The organism is Natronorubrum marinum, assembly GCF_052040125.1.
GTDB lineage: Archaea > Halobacteriota > Halobacteria > Halobacteriales > Natrialbaceae > Natronorubrum.
Window position 1 is genome coordinate 87985 of record NZ_JBPPFV010000006.1, and the last position, 14355, is coordinate 102339.

Annotated in this window: 20 protein-coding genes and 1 pseudogene; 15 read left to right on the forward strand and 6 right to left on the reverse strand. The window is 57.2% G+C overall.

From position 1 onward, the window contains the following. Positions 1 to 90 precede the first annotated feature (90 nt). Both ACSFC5_RS23080 and ACSFC5_RS23085 read left to right on the forward strand, forming a co-directional pair. A complete protein-coding gene (locus ACSFC5_RS23080; protein WP_440767608.1) occupies positions 91 to 519 on the forward strand; it encodes a type IV pilin domain-containing protein in 429 nt (142 codons plus the stop codon). Next, a complete protein-coding gene (locus ACSFC5_RS23085) occupies positions 520 to 876 on the forward strand; it encodes a hypothetical protein (RefSeq protein ID WP_440767563.1) in 357 nt (118 codons plus the stop codon). Between the two features lie 101 nt (positions 877 to 977). Here the strand turns inward: ACSFC5_RS23085 and ACSFC5_RS23090 are convergent, their stop codons facing one another. The 4 genes from ACSFC5_RS23090 to ACSFC5_RS23105 form a co-directional block, all read right to left on the reverse strand. After that, on the reverse strand, positions 978 to 2453 hold the full coding sequence (locus ACSFC5_RS23090; protein WP_440767564.1) for a hypothetical protein: 1476 nt from the start codon (positions 2451 to 2453) through the stop codon (positions 978 to 980). Positions 2454 to 2849: 396 nt separating this feature from the next. Next, positions 2850 to 3140 carry a DUF4326 domain-containing protein gene (locus ACSFC5_RS23095; RefSeq protein ID WP_440767565.1) on the reverse strand — a complete coding sequence of 97 codons (291 nt, stop codon included), beginning with the start codon at positions 3138 to 3140 and terminating at the stop codon, positions 2850 to 2852. Continuing rightward, positions 3133 to 3534 carry a winged helix-turn-helix domain-containing protein gene (locus ACSFC5_RS23100; RefSeq protein WP_440767566.1) on the reverse strand — a complete coding sequence of 134 codons (402 nt, stop codon included), beginning with the start codon at positions 3532 to 3534 and terminating at the stop codon, positions 3133 to 3135. The genes ACSFC5_RS23095 and ACSFC5_RS23100 overlap by 8 nt, the downstream gene beginning before the upstream one ends. Then, the gene (locus ACSFC5_RS23105) at positions 3527 to 3940 is read right to left on the reverse strand and encodes a winged helix-turn-helix domain-containing protein (protein WP_440767567.1); all 414 of its coding nucleotides are present in this window, start codon (positions 3938 to 3940) and stop codon (positions 3527 to 3529) included. The genes ACSFC5_RS23100 and ACSFC5_RS23105 overlap by 8 nt, the downstream gene beginning before the upstream one ends. A gap of 104 nt (positions 3941 to 4044) precedes the next feature. Between ACSFC5_RS23105 and ACSFC5_RS23110 the strand changes: the two genes are divergently transcribed. The 11 genes from ACSFC5_RS23110 to ACSFC5_RS23160 all read left to right on the forward strand — a co-directional run bounded on the left by ACSFC5_RS23110 (position 4045) and on the right by ACSFC5_RS23160 (position 10929). Then, positions 4045 to 4365: a hypothetical protein gene (locus ACSFC5_RS23110; protein WP_440767568.1), complete on the forward strand. Its 321-nt coding sequence runs from the start codon at positions 4045 to 4047 to the stop codon at positions 4363 to 4365. Positions 4366 to 4596: 231 nt separating this feature from the next. After that, positions 4597 to 5025 carry a hypothetical protein gene (locus ACSFC5_RS23115; RefSeq protein ID WP_440767569.1) on the forward strand — a complete coding sequence of 143 codons (429 nt, stop codon included), beginning with the start codon at positions 4597 to 4599 and terminating at the stop codon, positions 5023 to 5025. Further along, entirely contained in the window at positions 5022 to 5363 is a 342-nt protein-coding gene (locus ACSFC5_RS23120; RefSeq protein WP_440767570.1) for a hypothetical protein, read from the forward strand. Before ACSFC5_RS23115 ends, ACSFC5_RS23120 begins: the two co-directional genes overlap by 4 nt. A gap of 4 nt (positions 5364 to 5367) precedes the next feature. Continuing rightward, entirely contained in the window at positions 5368 to 6456 is a 1089-nt protein-coding gene (locus ACSFC5_RS23125; RefSeq protein WP_440767571.1) for a hypothetical protein, read from the forward strand. Continuing rightward, positions 6453 to 6812 carry a hypothetical protein gene (locus ACSFC5_RS23130; protein WP_440767572.1) on the forward strand — a complete coding sequence of 120 codons (360 nt, stop codon included), beginning with the start codon at positions 6453 to 6455 and terminating at the stop codon, positions 6810 to 6812. Before ACSFC5_RS23125 ends, ACSFC5_RS23130 begins: the two co-directional genes overlap by 4 nt. Continuing rightward, on the forward strand, positions 6809 to 7471 hold the full coding sequence (locus ACSFC5_RS23135; protein ID WP_440767573.1) for a hypothetical protein: 663 nt from the start codon (positions 6809 to 6811) through the stop codon (positions 7469 to 7471). The genes ACSFC5_RS23130 and ACSFC5_RS23135 overlap by 4 nt, the downstream gene beginning before the upstream one ends. Continuing rightward, complete coding sequence (locus ACSFC5_RS23140) at positions 7468 to 8151, forward strand: hypothetical protein (RefSeq protein WP_440767574.1); 684 nt, start codon at positions 7468 to 7470, stop codon at positions 8149 to 8151. Before ACSFC5_RS23135 ends, ACSFC5_RS23140 begins: the two co-directional genes overlap by 4 nt. Next, on the forward strand, positions 8148 to 9035 hold the full coding sequence (locus ACSFC5_RS23145; protein ID WP_440767575.1) for an Eco57I restriction-modification methylase domain-containing protein: 888 nt from the start codon (positions 8148 to 8150) through the stop codon (positions 9033 to 9035). Before ACSFC5_RS23140 ends, ACSFC5_RS23145 begins: the two co-directional genes overlap by 4 nt. Further along, a complete protein-coding gene (locus ACSFC5_RS23150; protein ID WP_440767576.1) occupies positions 9036 to 10265 on the forward strand; it encodes a DNA cytosine methyltransferase in 1230 nt (409 codons plus the stop codon). Then, entirely contained in the window at positions 10262 to 10570 is a 309-nt protein-coding gene (locus tag ACSFC5_RS23155) for a hypothetical protein (protein ID WP_440767577.1), read from the forward strand. Before ACSFC5_RS23150 ends, ACSFC5_RS23155 begins: the two co-directional genes overlap by 4 nt. A gap of 89 nt (positions 10571 to 10659) precedes the next feature. Then, entirely contained in the window at positions 10660 to 10929 is a 270-nt protein-coding gene (locus ACSFC5_RS23160; protein ID WP_440767578.1) for a DUF8011 family protein, read from the forward strand. Positions 10930 to 11171: 242 nt separating this feature from the next. On the opposite strand, the gene ACSFC5_RS23165 is transcribed toward ACSFC5_RS23160, so the two are convergent. Both ACSFC5_RS23165 and ACSFC5_RS23170 read right to left on the reverse strand, forming a co-directional pair. Further along, positions 11172 to 11891, reverse strand: a complete 720-nt coding sequence (locus ACSFC5_RS23165; protein ID WP_440767579.1) for a hypothetical protein — start codon at positions 11889 to 11891, stop codon at positions 11172 to 11174. 232 nt (positions 11892 to 12123) lie between these two features. After that, positions 12124 to 12339: pseudogene (locus ACSFC5_RS23170) on the reverse strand (IS4 family transposase); the annotation flags it as partial. 374 nt (positions 12340 to 12713) lie between these two features. On the opposite strand from ACSFC5_RS23170, the gene ACSFC5_RS23175 reads away from it, so the two are divergent. Continuing rightward, positions 12714 to 13523, forward strand: coding sequence for a hypothetical protein (locus ACSFC5_RS23175; RefSeq protein ID WP_440767580.1), 810 nt, complete (start codon positions 12714 to 12716; stop codon positions 13521 to 13523). Between the two features lie 2 nt (positions 13524 to 13525). Beyond that, positions 13526 to 14284: a DUF6884 domain-containing protein gene (locus ACSFC5_RS23180; protein WP_440767581.1), complete on the forward strand. Its 759-nt coding sequence runs from the start codon at positions 13526 to 13528 to the stop codon at positions 14282 to 14284. The last annotated feature ends 71 nt before the right edge of the window (positions 14285 to 14355 follow it).

Consider the following 14355-nt stretch of genomic DNA (forward strand, 5'->3'; position numbering starts at 1 on the left):
CCCGTATTATATGCTTATTCAATAGTAACAACTAAGTCAGTACAACCAGAATGAGTGCGTGTGGCCGGGGAAACCTGGCCCAAGGTGACCATGACGGGACGCAATTCAAATTCAAAGAGTACAGCACGGGCCGCATCGCCCATTATCGGAGTTGTATTGCTTGTTGGACTGACGATCATCCTCAGCGCCGTCGTCGCAGTTTACGCGCTCGAGGCAGTCCAGAGCCACCAATCGCAAGCGCAGGATCTGCAGCCGTGGGACGAAGACGCTCCCGACGCGTCGTTCGATATTCAGCGTATCGGCGGCGACGTGCTCGTCACGCACGCTGGGGGTGAGTCGGTGAACGCCCGCACGCTCGAGATTCACGGCAATCTCCAGTACACGAAAGCGCAGTTCGACGGCCAGACGATCACCGAGGGCGACTCGGTGACCGCAGGATTGGACGGCGAGAACGCGACCGTTCGCGTCGAGTGGTCGACCGCCTACAACGAGGAGACGCTCGCGGAGGCGGTGGTCTGAATGGTCGACGCCGAGATAGAGGCAGAGACCGCGACGGACCAGTTCGGAGCCGGGGATATCGTCCGTGATAGCGTCCAAGACGAGCGCGTGATCGTCCTCGAGCAGACCGAGGCCGTGGCGACCGAGTACTATCTGCTCGAGACCCAGTGTACGGTCGCACAGTGCCGCAAGAACAAGCGCGAGTGGGCCGACGATCCGGTCGTCGAAGCGGTCTATGAAAGCGACGTCCGGCGTGTCTTCGGCGATGACTGGTTCACTGGGGACGTGTTGATGGCCTACGACGAAGGAACGCTCGAGGATAAGATGACTCGGTATCGGTTTCCGAGCGGGCGACTCGAGGTGATCGTCGAGGACTAGGGGACTCAAAACGACCAGTCGACGGACTTATCAGATCTATTTAATTCTTTGTTTCGCAATTAAGAACTTGGATATGCTGGCGGACCGAGCTTGTGAGTGTATCAGATCAAGATTTCCTCAATCCTTCTCGAAATCCGTGATTTCGCTTTTTTGTCTTCCATCTGCTCGATTGTCTCCTCTGTTTGCGTCACGAGTCGTCTAGCGGTGTCCTGATCGTCAAATGTATTAGCCAACTCAATCATGTCGCGGAATACCAATGCTTCCGTCTCTGGATCCTCGATCTGATCGATTGCCTCCTCTGCTTGCCTCAAGAATTGTCTAGCGATATTCTCATCGTCCCAATAAGCACTCTCTGCGAGGACACTGAATACCCATGCTTTTGCCTCCGGATCCTCAATCTGCTCGCCTATTTCCTCTGCTTGTCTCAAGAATTGTCTAGCGGTATTCTTATCGTCTTCTGATAAAGCACAGTTTGCGAGGACGCTGAATCCCCATGCCTTCGTCCTTGGGTTTTTAATCTGCTCGACTAGTTCTCTGCCGATATCCCGATCGCCGCCGTTGTATACCAGCCCTGCGAGGTTGACAAGTTCCTGTTCTCGCCTTGGATCCTCCATTTTCTCGATTGTTTTATTTGCTTTAGCAACTAATCTTCTGGCGGTGTCTTGGTCGTCACCTCCGTATGACACCTCCATGAGTTTGTTAATCAACTCCAGTCTCCCCCCCAGATCCTCTAATTGTTCGATTACCTCCTCTGCTTGTGTCACAAGTCGTCTAGCATCGTCTTGGTGGTCCTCTTCATAAGCCAGCCCTGCGAGATCGCGGAAGTATGCCCACCTATCCAGACTCCATTCGCTTGCAGGCCCTCCCGGATCATCAAGTTGCTCACTTTCCCCCTGTTCTCTCCCCGAGGTAGTGCTATATTGAGTAGGTTCAGCTACCTCTCTAAGAAAAGCAATCGCCATGGTTCCTAATTCATAGACAGGATCAACCTCTGCTTCTCCGATTTTACCGTTTTCATAGGCGACGAGTGTCATGTCGATCAGTGAGAGTAAATCGTAGATCGCACTCATTTTAAGAGGACTGAGGTCCGGATCCCCTCCATCTGTCTGAGTTCTTTGTTTTTGATCTTCCTTATTGCCAACTCTACTACCCCCGTTAGTACTCAAAGCGATGAGAAGGGAACGTAATTGTCTTCGAACGTCTTTTAGCGCATCATCAGGGTCTTGAGTGGGTTCTGGTAGTTCAATATCATAAACAAGACCCAGCCGATCAAATCTTTCAATTAGCTCTGTAGTTCTGGCCGTTATGAGTTGTAATTCTATAGAGGTATCTCCATAACGTAAGCTGAAAGAGCCAATCCGGTCAAGAAGAGTGACTCCAATCAATATTACCAAAAGTGCAATAGTAGTAGAATTTATTTGAACTACCAATACATTGAATATTTGTAATATGATGAGTATAAATATAAATAAGAAAAGAATCACTTGTACGGAATGAAGTATAATAAGACGTCTCGATGAAAAGTGTTCTTCGCTTATCGTAGAAATGCTTGGCTGGTCTCCTTCATCCTCGCTCATGTATATCTTTACAGTACAATACCTGAATACACTTGGGGGCTGGCAAAAAAACGACTTTTAAACAACAGTGGACGTTCTCGGCTCTTTCCTCAGTATCGTAGGATGTTAGATGAGCAGGGCACCTAATGTGTCGGCAGTCGTCAGTACTGACCTTAATGGCGATCCAATGTAGAGGTATTCACGACGTAGTTAGAGGAAGGTTGAGCACCTCCATTGTTATTGGATCACTGGCAGCCTCACCATGTGGACATGCTCGAATCAAATGCCCCGATTCTAACTCGTCGATAGTAGGTCCAGTATCCCGACTCATTTGTCATCCTCATTTGCTAGTCGATCAGCAGCCCTTGCGATTACTTCCCCGTGACAAGCTGGCGAATCGTCGAGGCGCTGGCACCATCAACCGAGACGATCTCCCTCGAGTTGCCGGACGGCCGCGCGAAACTCCTGATCGTCCTCGAAGTCCTCACGGAACAGTTCGATGCACTCCGCGCGACCGTGATCGTCTTTCGGGTGCGGATTACCGAGCCACCCGCGTTCGCCGATCGGCGTATTCAGTAGGTGACCATCCCCACCGTCGGCCCTGCCGATATAGACGTCTGTCTCGTCTTTGCGACAGTGGCCGACTCGAGTCGATGGGACAGTGCCATCGAGTCGGGCTTGGGTTGTGTCCGTCGACTTGTCACTCATGGTCCATCCCGTCCCGAACGCCCTCGCGGGTTCGCTTTCGCTCCCCGGCGTGATCGGCGACCATCTCGAGTGCTCGCGCGAGATCCGTCTCGGTCATCGAGTACAGCGGAGCGTTGGCGGCTTCGCCGACTTGCTCGACGACGCCGTACTCTTCGAACGTCTCGAAGTGCCGGTAGAACGTATCTCGAGAGATGTCCGCAGCATCGGCGATCGCCGACGGATTGACCGGCGTCTGCGTACCGGCGAGGACGGCGAGAATCTTCGCTCGCGAGGAGTTCCCTAAGAGTTCGACGAACGCATTCGCGGCGATAATATCGTCGACCGAGTCGGCGACCAGCTCGCCGTTGGGTTCGATCTCTCGACGTTCGGCGTCTGGGTCTGGTTCGTCACTCATCGGATCCGTCCTCCATCGCACGGTTTTCCCGGCGCTGTGCGCCCGCGAGATCGGACGCCTTCCGGAGTGCGCCGACCAGTTCGGGATTGCCTGCGTCCGCGTCGTCGGGATCGTCCTGGTCAGTCTCGACATCACCTAGGACGTACAGCGGCGAGTTACCGTGGCGTCCGGCCTGCTTGATCACGCCGTACTCCTCGAGCACACCGTAGTTGTCGTACCACGCGTTGCGGCTAATAGCGGCGTTCTCGGTGATATCGTGTGGGTTCAGCGGACTCGAGGCGTCCTGCAGCGTCGCGAAAATTTTCACTCGCGTTCGGTTGCCTAACAGTTCGACGATCGGATGGTTTTCGATCCGTTCGCCCTGTTCGACGGTCTCACCCTCCGGTTCGGGCTCTTGTTCTGGCATACGTTCTGCTACGGACAGGTCATACAAAATACTATTGGTCACAAAGTCTGGTACTGTACTTTCAAACGCACAGACTTATGTATATGCGTTCTCAATAGTGGTGTATGGAGGTGAAAATCAAGATGTCTGAAAATGACCGGGACAGTGAAATTCGCGCCACCGTCCTCGCTAAACTCCACCGAGAGGGGTTCTACCAGCCCCGAGGGGTGTCGATCGACGCGGCCGCGTCGTTCGGCATAGCTAGCCACGACCGTGGCAGAGCCAAGGAGTTGATCCGAGAGATGGCGACCGATGACAGCTATCCGCTGAAATACCACGTCGTCAAGGAGAGCGTGTATCTCGAGCAACAGTCCGCCTCATGGGTGGCTGCGAAGATACGCCAGCACGCTGGCGATGAAGCGGTCCCGTGGGACTTGAAAGGTTAGGAGGCCTCCATCCCACGGGAGCACGTGCCGAGTCCCCGGTGCTGGTACACCGGGTGAATAACCCCGGCAAGAGGGGTTTCGAACGCGAACGAAAAGGCGATTGCGGTCATTTCTGTGATCGATATCGAGTTCAGTAGTCTCAACGACACACCACGTTTCCGGTGACCGGGCGCGATTTGATATGCTTATTCAATAGTAACAGCTAAGTGGATGGGAAATAGAGTGGGTAGTATGAACCGGGAAACCGGTCGCAACGGTGACCACGACGGTGCGGATGCACAGTACAGCCAGACGCTTACGGTCGATGTCTTTCAGAGCTACCGCGGCAACCGTCGCGAAGAACAGCGAGCGGCCGACTCCGAACAGCTCCGACACGACGTTCGATACAACGAAAAGTCGACGCTCTCGTTTGCTGAGTTCAGTCGACTGTACGACCACGCCGGTTCCGACGAGATCCCGGCCAAACGAAACCCTGATCTCCTGCGCGTCGTCTCGGCGCTGTGGCCCCGCTGGAACCGCGGGGGTGGCAAGGAGAGTCAAGCCTTTATCGACGCCGAAACGCGGAGCCTCGAGATCGGCGACGTGGCGGCCGTCGGCGAGACGCTGTATTTGATGACGCCGGGCAGTTGGACCGAGATTGAACTCGAGGTGGATCCATGAACACGAACGCGACCGTGATCAACCTCGAGCGCATCAGCCGCTACGACCGCGTCGACGTTCCCGCGCTAGATCTGGAGTTGACGATCGTCGACGTTCTCGGGAGTTTCTTCGGCCGGCCCGGTCTCGTCGGCGTGGACTCGGGCGACCAGGACCAACGCTACCTGATCGCAGAGCGCGACGGCGACGGGCTCCGAGTCGAGCGGTGGACCGGCGCGACCTATCGCGAAGAGTTGCACGCACGGGCGCTCGAGGCCACGGACGGCCCGGCCGACGCTGTGGTCCCAATCGAGGACAGTACGCGCGTCCGAGATAGCCAGCGCGTTCACGCGGGGGCATAGAACCGTGACGAACGAAATCACGACCGGCGCGGTGCCTGGTACGGAACTGAATCTCCGGCCGGAGACTCGAGACACCGACCACGCCGATGTCTATCTCAACGGGACGTTAGTCCTCGTTGCCGGTGGCCCGGATCGTCGAGATCCCGAAGACGAGATTGACCTCCATATCGCCGAGTACGGGCCGGGCGAACAGATCCGGGGTCATGATGGACCGACCGGACCGGCGTGGCGGGCCGAAGACTACTATACGTCCACAGAGTTTGCCGCCTGTCGAGAGTTCGCCGAGATCGTCACTCAGTGGTCCCGTGGCTACGACGCGACGCCGTGGGCGGTCCTGTCGGCAGAGAACGGTGTGGTCCGCAACTGGGAACCTGTCCAGCCCTACGGGATGACGATCGACGATATCGGCGACGATCCAACGAACGTGGATCACCACGTCGAGAATCGGCTGCTCCGACGGCGACCTGACGGACAAGAAATCATCACGGAGATGGATAAATGGGCCGCGAAGGTTGCGACGATGCTGTGTGCGTGGATTTCAGCCTACCGACCACAAGGTGCACAGCGGTGGGAAAACGACGCTGGTGAACTGTTGGTCCTCGGTGATCCGGCGTACGTCGACTCACTACGGGAGCGCGGTGTCTTCGAGTACGGAATCGCCCGCATGACCGGCAACCCGAACGAGGGTGTGAAATTCCCACTGTCGGTTCGGACGCCGTTCGACGAAGACACCGACCGCATAGAGTGGCTCTCCGACGCGATCGGGCGGCTCGAGCCCGCAGCCAACAGCGAGCCTGAAACCGATCAGCCTGAGCTGGGGTCGTGGACGGGTGAGGAACGGACCTGTGAGGACTGTGGCATCGGTGCGAGCGACCGCGACCTTGCGGAGTTCGGCGGCGACGTGTACTGTGAGGACTGCGAGCCTATCGGTCGCTGCAATCGCTGCGATACGTGGACACACGAAACCGGACTCGGACGGTATCCACTCTGTCCGGACTGTCAAACCCAGTATGGGGGACAGAAACGCGAACCGCTTGAGGACGGATTCGGCGGCGAGCAGTCCACGCTGCCCGATGGAGGTGAACAGCGGTGAACGACGGTCGTGAACCGGGCTGTTGCCCGCGCTGTGACTCTCCGCTAGCCGTGTACGGGACTGAGCCCGGCATCCGATCCTACTGGGTGTGCTCGGACCACGGCCAGCCGGTCGTGATCCTCCCGCCGGAGAACGTCGGCTGGGCGCTGACTGACGCCCGAATGCCACTCTCCGACCCGTTCGACCATCACGGACCCGAGGCGTTCGACGAAGACGTGACCTTCATCGATCGGTTCTGCGACCGACTCGAGACGGTTTCTCAGACAGTCCGCGAGCACAACCGCGAACGGCACCTTTCGAACGCCGATCGGGATGCCGACGGCAACCAGGTTGCACTCGGACGGTGGTCGGCGTGACCAACGACCAGCAGTTCGATCTCGAGACGTTCGCGGCCGAACACGGCACGACGGACGACATTCGAGACGGTGTGGAACTGAACCCGCCCGTAGACGGCCACCTCCGACGCGTGAACGAGATTCACGACTACTGGCGCGGACTCGAGGCGATGGCCGACGGTTACTACAACTCGCAGTCGATGGTCCCGCCGGGCTCATTCACGATCGTTCTCAACCCCAGCGAACCCGACGTTGAGTTTGGGTGGCCGAACGAGAACACGCTCGAGGCCGGCGTCTGGCTCTCCGGCAAAGACGGAATTTCATCAGTAAAGCCACCTGTGCCGGTCGCGATCGACGACGACTACCTCCGATTCGCTGCAGAGGCGTGTCTGCTAGCTGCCAAGCAGATCGTTCCAGAGGAGGATGTCGTCGCAATCAGGACCAGCCAGAACGAAACGCTGTCGGTCGGCGTGACCAGCGAAGCGTACGACTATCAGGAGGAACTGTTCAACGGCGGTGGACTCGGTGGGATGCCGCCAAAAGAGGGTACCGATACGCGCCACGGATTCTTCCATATCCGGAAGATGGGGACTCCGTTCAACGTGTATACCCACGCAGAGGCTCCGCGGCTCGGACTCGAGGAACTTCGTGTCGATATTCCTGAGGGGTGGTCGGCGTGAGGCTCTACTACACCGGAGCATCCCCGGATAACCTTCGGAAAGCCCGCGAACACGCGCCCTCGCACTCGCACGGATACGGCTGGACGCCCCAGAAGATGACGCCCCACGACGACCACTACTTTCTGGACAACGGCGCATTCGGCGGCCACTTCGACGGCGACGTTTGGGTCAGCACGCTCGAGGAGGCGTTGACCGAGATGCCGACCGAACCCGATTTCGTCGTGTTGCCGGATGTCCCCGGTGACGCCGCGGCGACGATCGACAAGCATCGGGAGTGGCTGTACGACCGACCGCTGCCCCTGCGGTCAGGGGAGATCATGCGCTACTGGGTGCTCCAACCCGGCGTCCCGATCGTCGAGCAGTTCGACGCTATCGAAGGCTGTCAAGGCGTGTTCGTCGGCGGGTCGAAGCGGTGGCTTCGCGCTCACGGTGACGAGATCGTCGCCGAAGCCCGCGACCGTGATCTGCGAGCACACGTCGGCAATCCGGGTGGCGTCGATGGACTCGTCTGGGCCTACGAGACCGGGTTCAATAGCTGCGATACGACGACGATCTTCCAGAACGGCTATTGGCACTATCTCGAGCGACTCGAGGACGCGACGGAGGAAACCGATTCTCCGGACCCACAGCCAGGCGAGTCGGGGAGCAAGCAAGCGACAGTCACGGAGTGGTCCGTATGACCGAGCACGGCTACGTGCCGACGCCCGAACCGGTCGCCGATCTCGCCGCTGCGAGTACGTTCGCGGTCGACCGGCCGGGACACTTCGACGACGATCGCCGCGGTCGGATCCTGTTGCCTGGACTCGGGACCGGTCGGCTTTTCGACGCCGTCCAGCGGTACTGTACGTCCGGCGAGGGCTGGTCGCCCTGTCGGTCGTTCGACTATCCAGTCCCCGAGTGTGTCGGCGTTGAGACCGACCCGAAACGTCTCGAGGAGTTCCACGCCGCACATTCGAACGCCGAAATAGACGTCCACCACGCCGACTTTTTGCTCGACCCTCCAGACGGGCAGTTCGACTGGGTGCTCTCGAATCCGCCGTTCGTCCGCTATCGGGCTCTCGAGGCCGAGACACGCGACCAGTACCGCGAGCAGTTTCGAACGGCGGTCGACCAGTTCGATCTGTTCGTCCCGTTTTTCGAGCAAGCCCTCCGACTACTGAAACCGGGCGGCTGGCTCACGTTTTTCTTCCCGGTCTCCGCGCTGTGTGCGCCGATGTTCGAAGCACTCCGGTGGGAGATCCGCTCACAGTTCGTCGAGCCGATCTGGTATCTGCCCCCGGAGACGTTCGACGCGACCGTCGAGACCGTGCTGATCAGCGTGAAGAAAGAACAGCACGCACCGGGCCATTCGCTGTGGCTCGAGGCGTTGCATGAGTGGGACGTTCGTGATATTCTCGAGGGAATCGGCGTCGACGATGTCGAAGCCGCCGTCGACCGCTACTACGACGAGCATACGATCACCGAACGGATCGTCAAACACGAGGATTATCGAGACCGGAAGAACCGTGACAACGGTGGGCGACAGTCCGGGCTCGAGCAGTTCGCAAGCGGAGGTGAGGTGTAGATGCCCCAGTGGACCGGTCCCGACGACGCCCCCACCGCTGTCGATCTGTACGCCGGCTGTGGCGGGATGACCTTCGGGCTCTTCCTCGCGGGCTTTCACGTCCGCGGAGCGTGGGAGATCCGCGCCCCCGAACGCTACACCTATCACGTCCAGCACTGCCAAGAGAACGACCTTGCGCAGTACGGCGACGCGACCGACGTTGATCCCTCGAAGGTGCCGGACGATCTCTCGGTGCTCGCAGGTGGTCCCTCCTGTCAGGGATGGAGTTCGGCCGGTGGCGAAGTGGATCCCGACGACCCACGAAACGAGCACGCCTTCGCGATGGCTGAGTGGGCCGACGCCTGCGAACCACAGCTCGTGCTTATCGAGAACGTCGTCGGGATGACCGAACTCCACGGGCCGTTGCATTCGGCGCTCGTCGACGCGCTCGCAGACGCCGGGCCGGGATACGAGGTTCGAACGCTCGAGTTGAACGCCGCCGACTACGGCGTTCCTCAGCGCCGAAAGCGCGTGTTCATCGTCGGTGTTCGCGACGGCCTGCCGACGCCCGACACCTGGACGCCGCCCGAAACCCATCGTGACGGACAGCGCCGACTCGTCGAGTTCGGGACAGGCCGTGCGCTCGAGGGATACACTACGGCGCGGGAAGCGTTCGAAGACGGCGGAGAGGGACCGTTGCCCCGGCCGCTTGAGTCCCAATCGCCTGCGGACGATCCCGTACACGCGACGATCGACGAACTGGTCGCCTACCGTGACGACGCGTTGGATCGACACCGCGTCGATCCGCACTCGGTGAGCGAGTTCATCGAGCGCGACGGTGAGGAGGTGTGGATGCCCCCGAATCACGTCGTAATCGACCACCGCCGCGGGGTCCGCGAAGGATTCGCCGAGTGGTCGCTCGGATTCTGTGGCTCGTCGACGACCGATCGGCGGTTGCATCCCGACGAACCTGCGCCGACGATGACTGTGTCTGAGGGGACGCCTCCGGTGCATTTTGCTGGCCGATCGCCGTCGACGCCCGGCGCTTCGCTCGAGGACGTTCGCCGGATGACGGTTCGCGAGGTCGCCCGGATCCAGACGTTCCCCGACTGGTATGCCTTCGCCGGGAACAAGCACGAACAGTATCGACAGGCTTCGAACGCCGTCCCGCCGCTGCTGGCCGCTCACGTCGCGTCGCACCTGCGTGAGTGTGTGCTCGAGGGCGAGACTCTCAGCAAGGTGGTCGCATGAGCATTCGCCGACCCGAGTACCTGCGTGAGACGCCCCGGATCGATCGAAACACGGTTCCCCAAGAGTGGACCTCGAAGTGGCGACCCCAGGTCGTCGATCTCTTTTCGGGACGTGGTGGCGTCGGACTCGCCCTCTCGGAGTGGCTCGAGTTTCAGATGTTCGCCGGCTTCGATATCGAGGACTACAGCAAGACGTATCCTGGCCGGTTCGCCCAGCAGGATCTGCTCTGTGGCGGCGATCAGCCGTCGGTCGAGACGCTCGTCGGGTCGGTTTTCTCACTAAGTTATACGAAAATCATATCTTAGAGGTGAGAATCCTCTATTTTGCTAGGGATGGGGACAGTGTAGACTCAAAACCCACAAACTTTTTAGCTCCTTCTGGTACTGAGTAATTAGTGCTCAACACAATCAAAAAAGTCCTTTTCCGAAAGCCTGATGGAAGAGAACGAGGATTAGCTTTACTTTCATTAGCAGTTGTATTGATTGGGTACTATATATACCAGGTAAGAGTACATTCTTTCTATATCCAACCAGCTCTCATTATTGGGATTGCCTTTGCAATCTTTGCACTCTCTGAATCTCTTCCAGAAGATAAACAAAAATTAGCAGGTGTAATTCGGATAGTGGTTATTTTAGGCGCGATTGTTTGCATTATATTGATTTGACTTTGATTTTCAGAGAGAGCTTAGCACCTGGTTTGATGACGCTATACCCGAAAACAGCTCTAGGGGCAGAAGCCGTTAGTCTCGGGAGCAGCAACAGCGTACAGCTAAAACAGCTGGCCGTTGATCCGAATAACCATCTTATCAAGCATGATAAGATTCAGATTTCGACCGCTTTCCGATTGTAGATCGGTTGTGATGGTTCAATATGATGCGGTCTGGTGATTCACGAGAGACCGACCAGTCTACTGAGAATCCCAGTCTGTGTCATAGAAGACATAAAGATCTCCCTCTAGTGGACCAAAACTAATATCGTCACAAGTACCACCAGGAATAATCAACCCACATGTACCAAATGTGGGAACCTCTGCCCAGCGGAATGTGAATTCGACACCCTGCCCATCATTGTAATAATCAAATCGGTTTGCACGAGTGTGCAGATAGACCACTCCAGCCGTGGCAAGTACAGCAACTTTTGTAGCATAAGCAAACCCTGCCGCAACAATAAGGATAGGTAGAAGAGTCGAATACGAGGCTGCTTGTGAGAGAGCATATTCAAACTCTTGGCTGACCTCATCATCGAGTTTAACTCGATGGGTCTGATATGGGGTCCCCCATGTACTTCTATCCCCAGAGAAACTGTTTTCACCCGCGGACATCAGCCCCACGTCACCTTGACTAACGTCACTCTCAGAAATATCCTTAATACCATTGAAATCAGTTATTTCAAATGATTCGGAGGTGTACGTATCTATACCAGTGTTAGGTGAGTCTATTTCTATAACCCCTTCTGAAATGAGATTATTGAGACCTTCTACAGTTCGATCAAGAGATCCAGAATGTTCCGCCTTTGCCTGAACTTCTCCGTCGACGATTTTCAGTAGATTTTCTGGTTCTATCTCTTTTGCGGGCCTATTATAATCATCAATCCTGCGGTCATTGTTTGCCGAAACAGCGCCAGTCATACCGATCGAAGTAGCGCTAATCGCTGCAGATGTTCTCAAGATTTTACGCCGGCTATGTTTGGAATTCTTTGACATTCCGATTGTATTTTATATTCGTATTATAATAAATCTAGGTATTTATCTATTCCCGAACATAATTACTATCCGATACTATAAGATAATCCCAATAGACATTGGAAATTGGTCTTTAGTTAGGTCCTATAGTTGGTTTGATGGAGATAGCGAGTTGTTCTTAAAGAATCGGCCGTTGTTTGTGGATCTTCTGCGCGTCAGCGATCAGGCAATCAAACAGTGGTGGTGGAGAATACCCGAGTTCGCTACTCAACCGGTAGAGAACTAGTTGAGCGTGCGATCTGAGGGTCGCCGCTCAGTGTTCCGGTGGAAACACGAGGTTGTCATCTACGTACTCAATGACCAAGCTGAGCAATTTACGGCTCACAATCAAAGAACTAACAGTCGAAACAGTTGGAGGGCGATAGGTTCTTTATCAGTGCGTGGCTTGTGTTAGGTGGCCCACGGCGGTACCGGGGGCCAACTGGATGTGGGCAACCACAGCACAACACCCTAGGGGGGTGACGTGTCCGCAATCACGGTCACCAACTGACACCGCCGATCGGTTCGCACCCACCAGACGATCGGCGGACACACCTCGGTCGCAGTTCGCTGACTCATCCACCACTCATCGCCGCTTTTCGACGGTTCTGATCGACTCAAGTACAGAGCCGACGCCCGTGTAATTCTGAAAAATGCGTTGGTGATAGTAATACTTTTCAGAGCAGGGGGAGAAGCACCACTCGCGAAAGCGCCAGGTGACCACGAACGATGTCAATAGCACTCAAACAAGAGATGAGTACGAAGATTTCAGAACAGACGAACGGTCGGATTCGAACGACACTACCGAAGGCGACCGTCGAAGAGACGGGCTTCCACGATCTCGAGTCCGATCACCAGAAAACCGAAGTCCGAATCGGCTGTGGTGGGGTTGATGAAAGACCACTGTTGACGGTTCGCTTTGGGCCTGGTGTTCCAGACGGCCCGGCGACCACGAAGCCGAACGTGTCCAGTTCGACCGGGCAGGTGCTTATCGAGTTCCCGATCTTTCTGGCCCACGCATGGGGGATTGTCGACTGTCACGCCGCATGGGGAGATGGATCGATCACGACCGATGACGAAGGAACGGTGACCGTTACCGCGCCGATCGACGGTTGGGATTCGGATCTCGAGATGGATATGTGGGAGCTGGCCGCGAGCGAGACCCACCGATCGACGATCCAGCGGGTCGGCGAGGATGTCGAAAACACGATTGCTATGCTCCCGATGCCGGCCGTTCGCGAGATCGGTATCGAGCGCGGCGGGAAGACACGCGTCGACCCGTCGTTTCACTGTCTCGAGGGACGGGTCGTGCTTGTCCTTTCGCCCACGGACGCGACACGTGAGGAGGACAAGATCGGCCGGTCGGTCGTCTTCGCCGGCCCGTCGAACAGCCAGCCCCGGATCGCAGCCGGCGAGATCGCCGCCGGGCTCGGTGGGGACGCCGCCCTCGAGCGTGGCGAGTCAGTCCCGATGCGCTGGGTCGTCCGAGACGGTGACCTGATTGGGTTTGTCATCGAGCAGGATAATAGCGAGGACTGAGGATGGCAACTGAACAGACGGCACTCGAGGGCGAGACGCTCGAGGAACCGGACCCGAAGGTACTCTCAGTCGTCTCCTGTGGCTCAAGTAAGCAGGCGCTCGAGGACGGCGAAACCGTCCCGGCGCGGGAGCTGTACAACTCGAGTGTCCACACGTGCAAGGATCGGTTCGGTCGCCACTCGCATGGCTACTATATTGCGTCGGCGAAGTTCGGGCTCGTTCACCACGACGAAGAACTGCCGTACTACGACCAGACGCTCTCGAAGATGAGTGACGACAAGGTTTGGGAGTGGGCCGACGACGTGGCTGGTGATCTGCAGCGGATCGTCGATCGCGACGGCTACGACGCCGTGGTGATTATCGCAGGCGAAGACTACGTCGATCCGCTCGAGGCGCACTTCGAATCGATCGATGCCGATATCCTGACGCCGTGGCAGACCTGCGACGACGTTGGTGGCGTCGGCGAAGGAATGTCCTGGTGTAACGACGAGAACAATTGGCCCGAAAACGTCCATCATCCTCGGCAGATCGAGGAGATCGTCTCGAACGTGGCCCCCGACTGGCTGCCGGACGTTGTGGTCGAGAGTGACGGTGAGACCGATTTTGAGCAATTGCTCGAGGAGATGGGCGTTCCACTGTCCGTCTACACGCTGCCGACGACGCCCGATGGCGAAGACAAGGAGTGGCTTGATCGGCTCGCTGTGCTGAAAGATGCTGTTCGTGAGGAGTACGATATTAACTGGAGCGAAGTGGTCTGTTAGGGAATCAACTCACTTATACTGCTTTCCCCCGGGATTCAGTCTCGGTACCGCTACAGAAGTCCACACAACGA

Coding starts and splice junctions, on each gene's coding strand:
- ACSFC5_RS23080 (WP_440767608.1), top strand. CDS start 91: ATGACGGGACGCAATTCAAATTCAAAGAGTACAGCACGGGCCGCATCG.
- ACSFC5_RS23085 (WP_440767563.1), top strand. CDS start 520: ATGGTCGACGCCGAGATAGAGGCAGAGACCGCGACGGACCAGTTCGGA.
- ACSFC5_RS23090 (WP_440767564.1), bottom strand. CDS start 2,453: ATGAGCGAGGATGAAGGAGACCAGCCAAGCATTTCTACGATAAGCGAA.
- ACSFC5_RS23095 (WP_440767565.1), bottom strand. CDS start 3,140: ATGAGTGACAAGTCGACGGACACAACCCAAGCCCGACTCGATGGCACT.
- ACSFC5_RS23100 (WP_440767566.1), bottom strand. CDS start 3,534: ATGAGTGACGAACCAGACCCAGACGCCGAACGTCGAGAGATCGAACCC.
- ACSFC5_RS23105 (WP_440767567.1), bottom strand. CDS start 3,940: ATGCCAGAACAAGAGCCCGAACCGGAGGGTGAGACCGTCGAACAGGGC.
- ACSFC5_RS23110 (WP_440767568.1), top strand. CDS start 4,045: ATGGAGGTGAAAATCAAGATGTCTGAAAATGACCGGGACAGTGAAATT.
- ACSFC5_RS23115 (WP_440767569.1), top strand. CDS start 4,597: ATGAACCGGGAAACCGGTCGCAACGGTGACCACGACGGTGCGGATGCA.
- ACSFC5_RS23120 (WP_440767570.1), top strand. CDS start 5,022: ATGAACACGAACGCGACCGTGATCAACCTCGAGCGCATCAGCCGCTAC.
- ACSFC5_RS23145 (WP_440767575.1), top strand. CDS start 8,148: ATGACCGAGCACGGCTACGTGCCGACGCCCGAACCGGTCGCCGATCTC.
- ACSFC5_RS23150 (WP_440767576.1), top strand. CDS start 9,036: ATGCCCCAGTGGACCGGTCCCGACGACGCCCCCACCGCTGTCGATCTG.
- ACSFC5_RS23155 (WP_440767577.1), top strand. CDS start 10,262: ATGAGCATTCGCCGACCCGAGTACCTGCGTGAGACGCCCCGGATCGAT.
- ACSFC5_RS23165 (WP_440767579.1), bottom strand. CDS start 11,891: ATGACTGGCGCTGTTTCGGCAAACAATGACCGCAGGATTGATGATTAT.
- ACSFC5_RS23175 (WP_440767580.1), top strand. CDS start 12,714: ATGTCAATAGCACTCAAACAAGAGATGAGTACGAAGATTTCAGAACAG.
- ACSFC5_RS23180 (WP_440767581.1), top strand. CDS start 13,526: ATGGCAACTGAACAGACGGCACTCGAGGGCGAGACGCTCGAGGAACCG.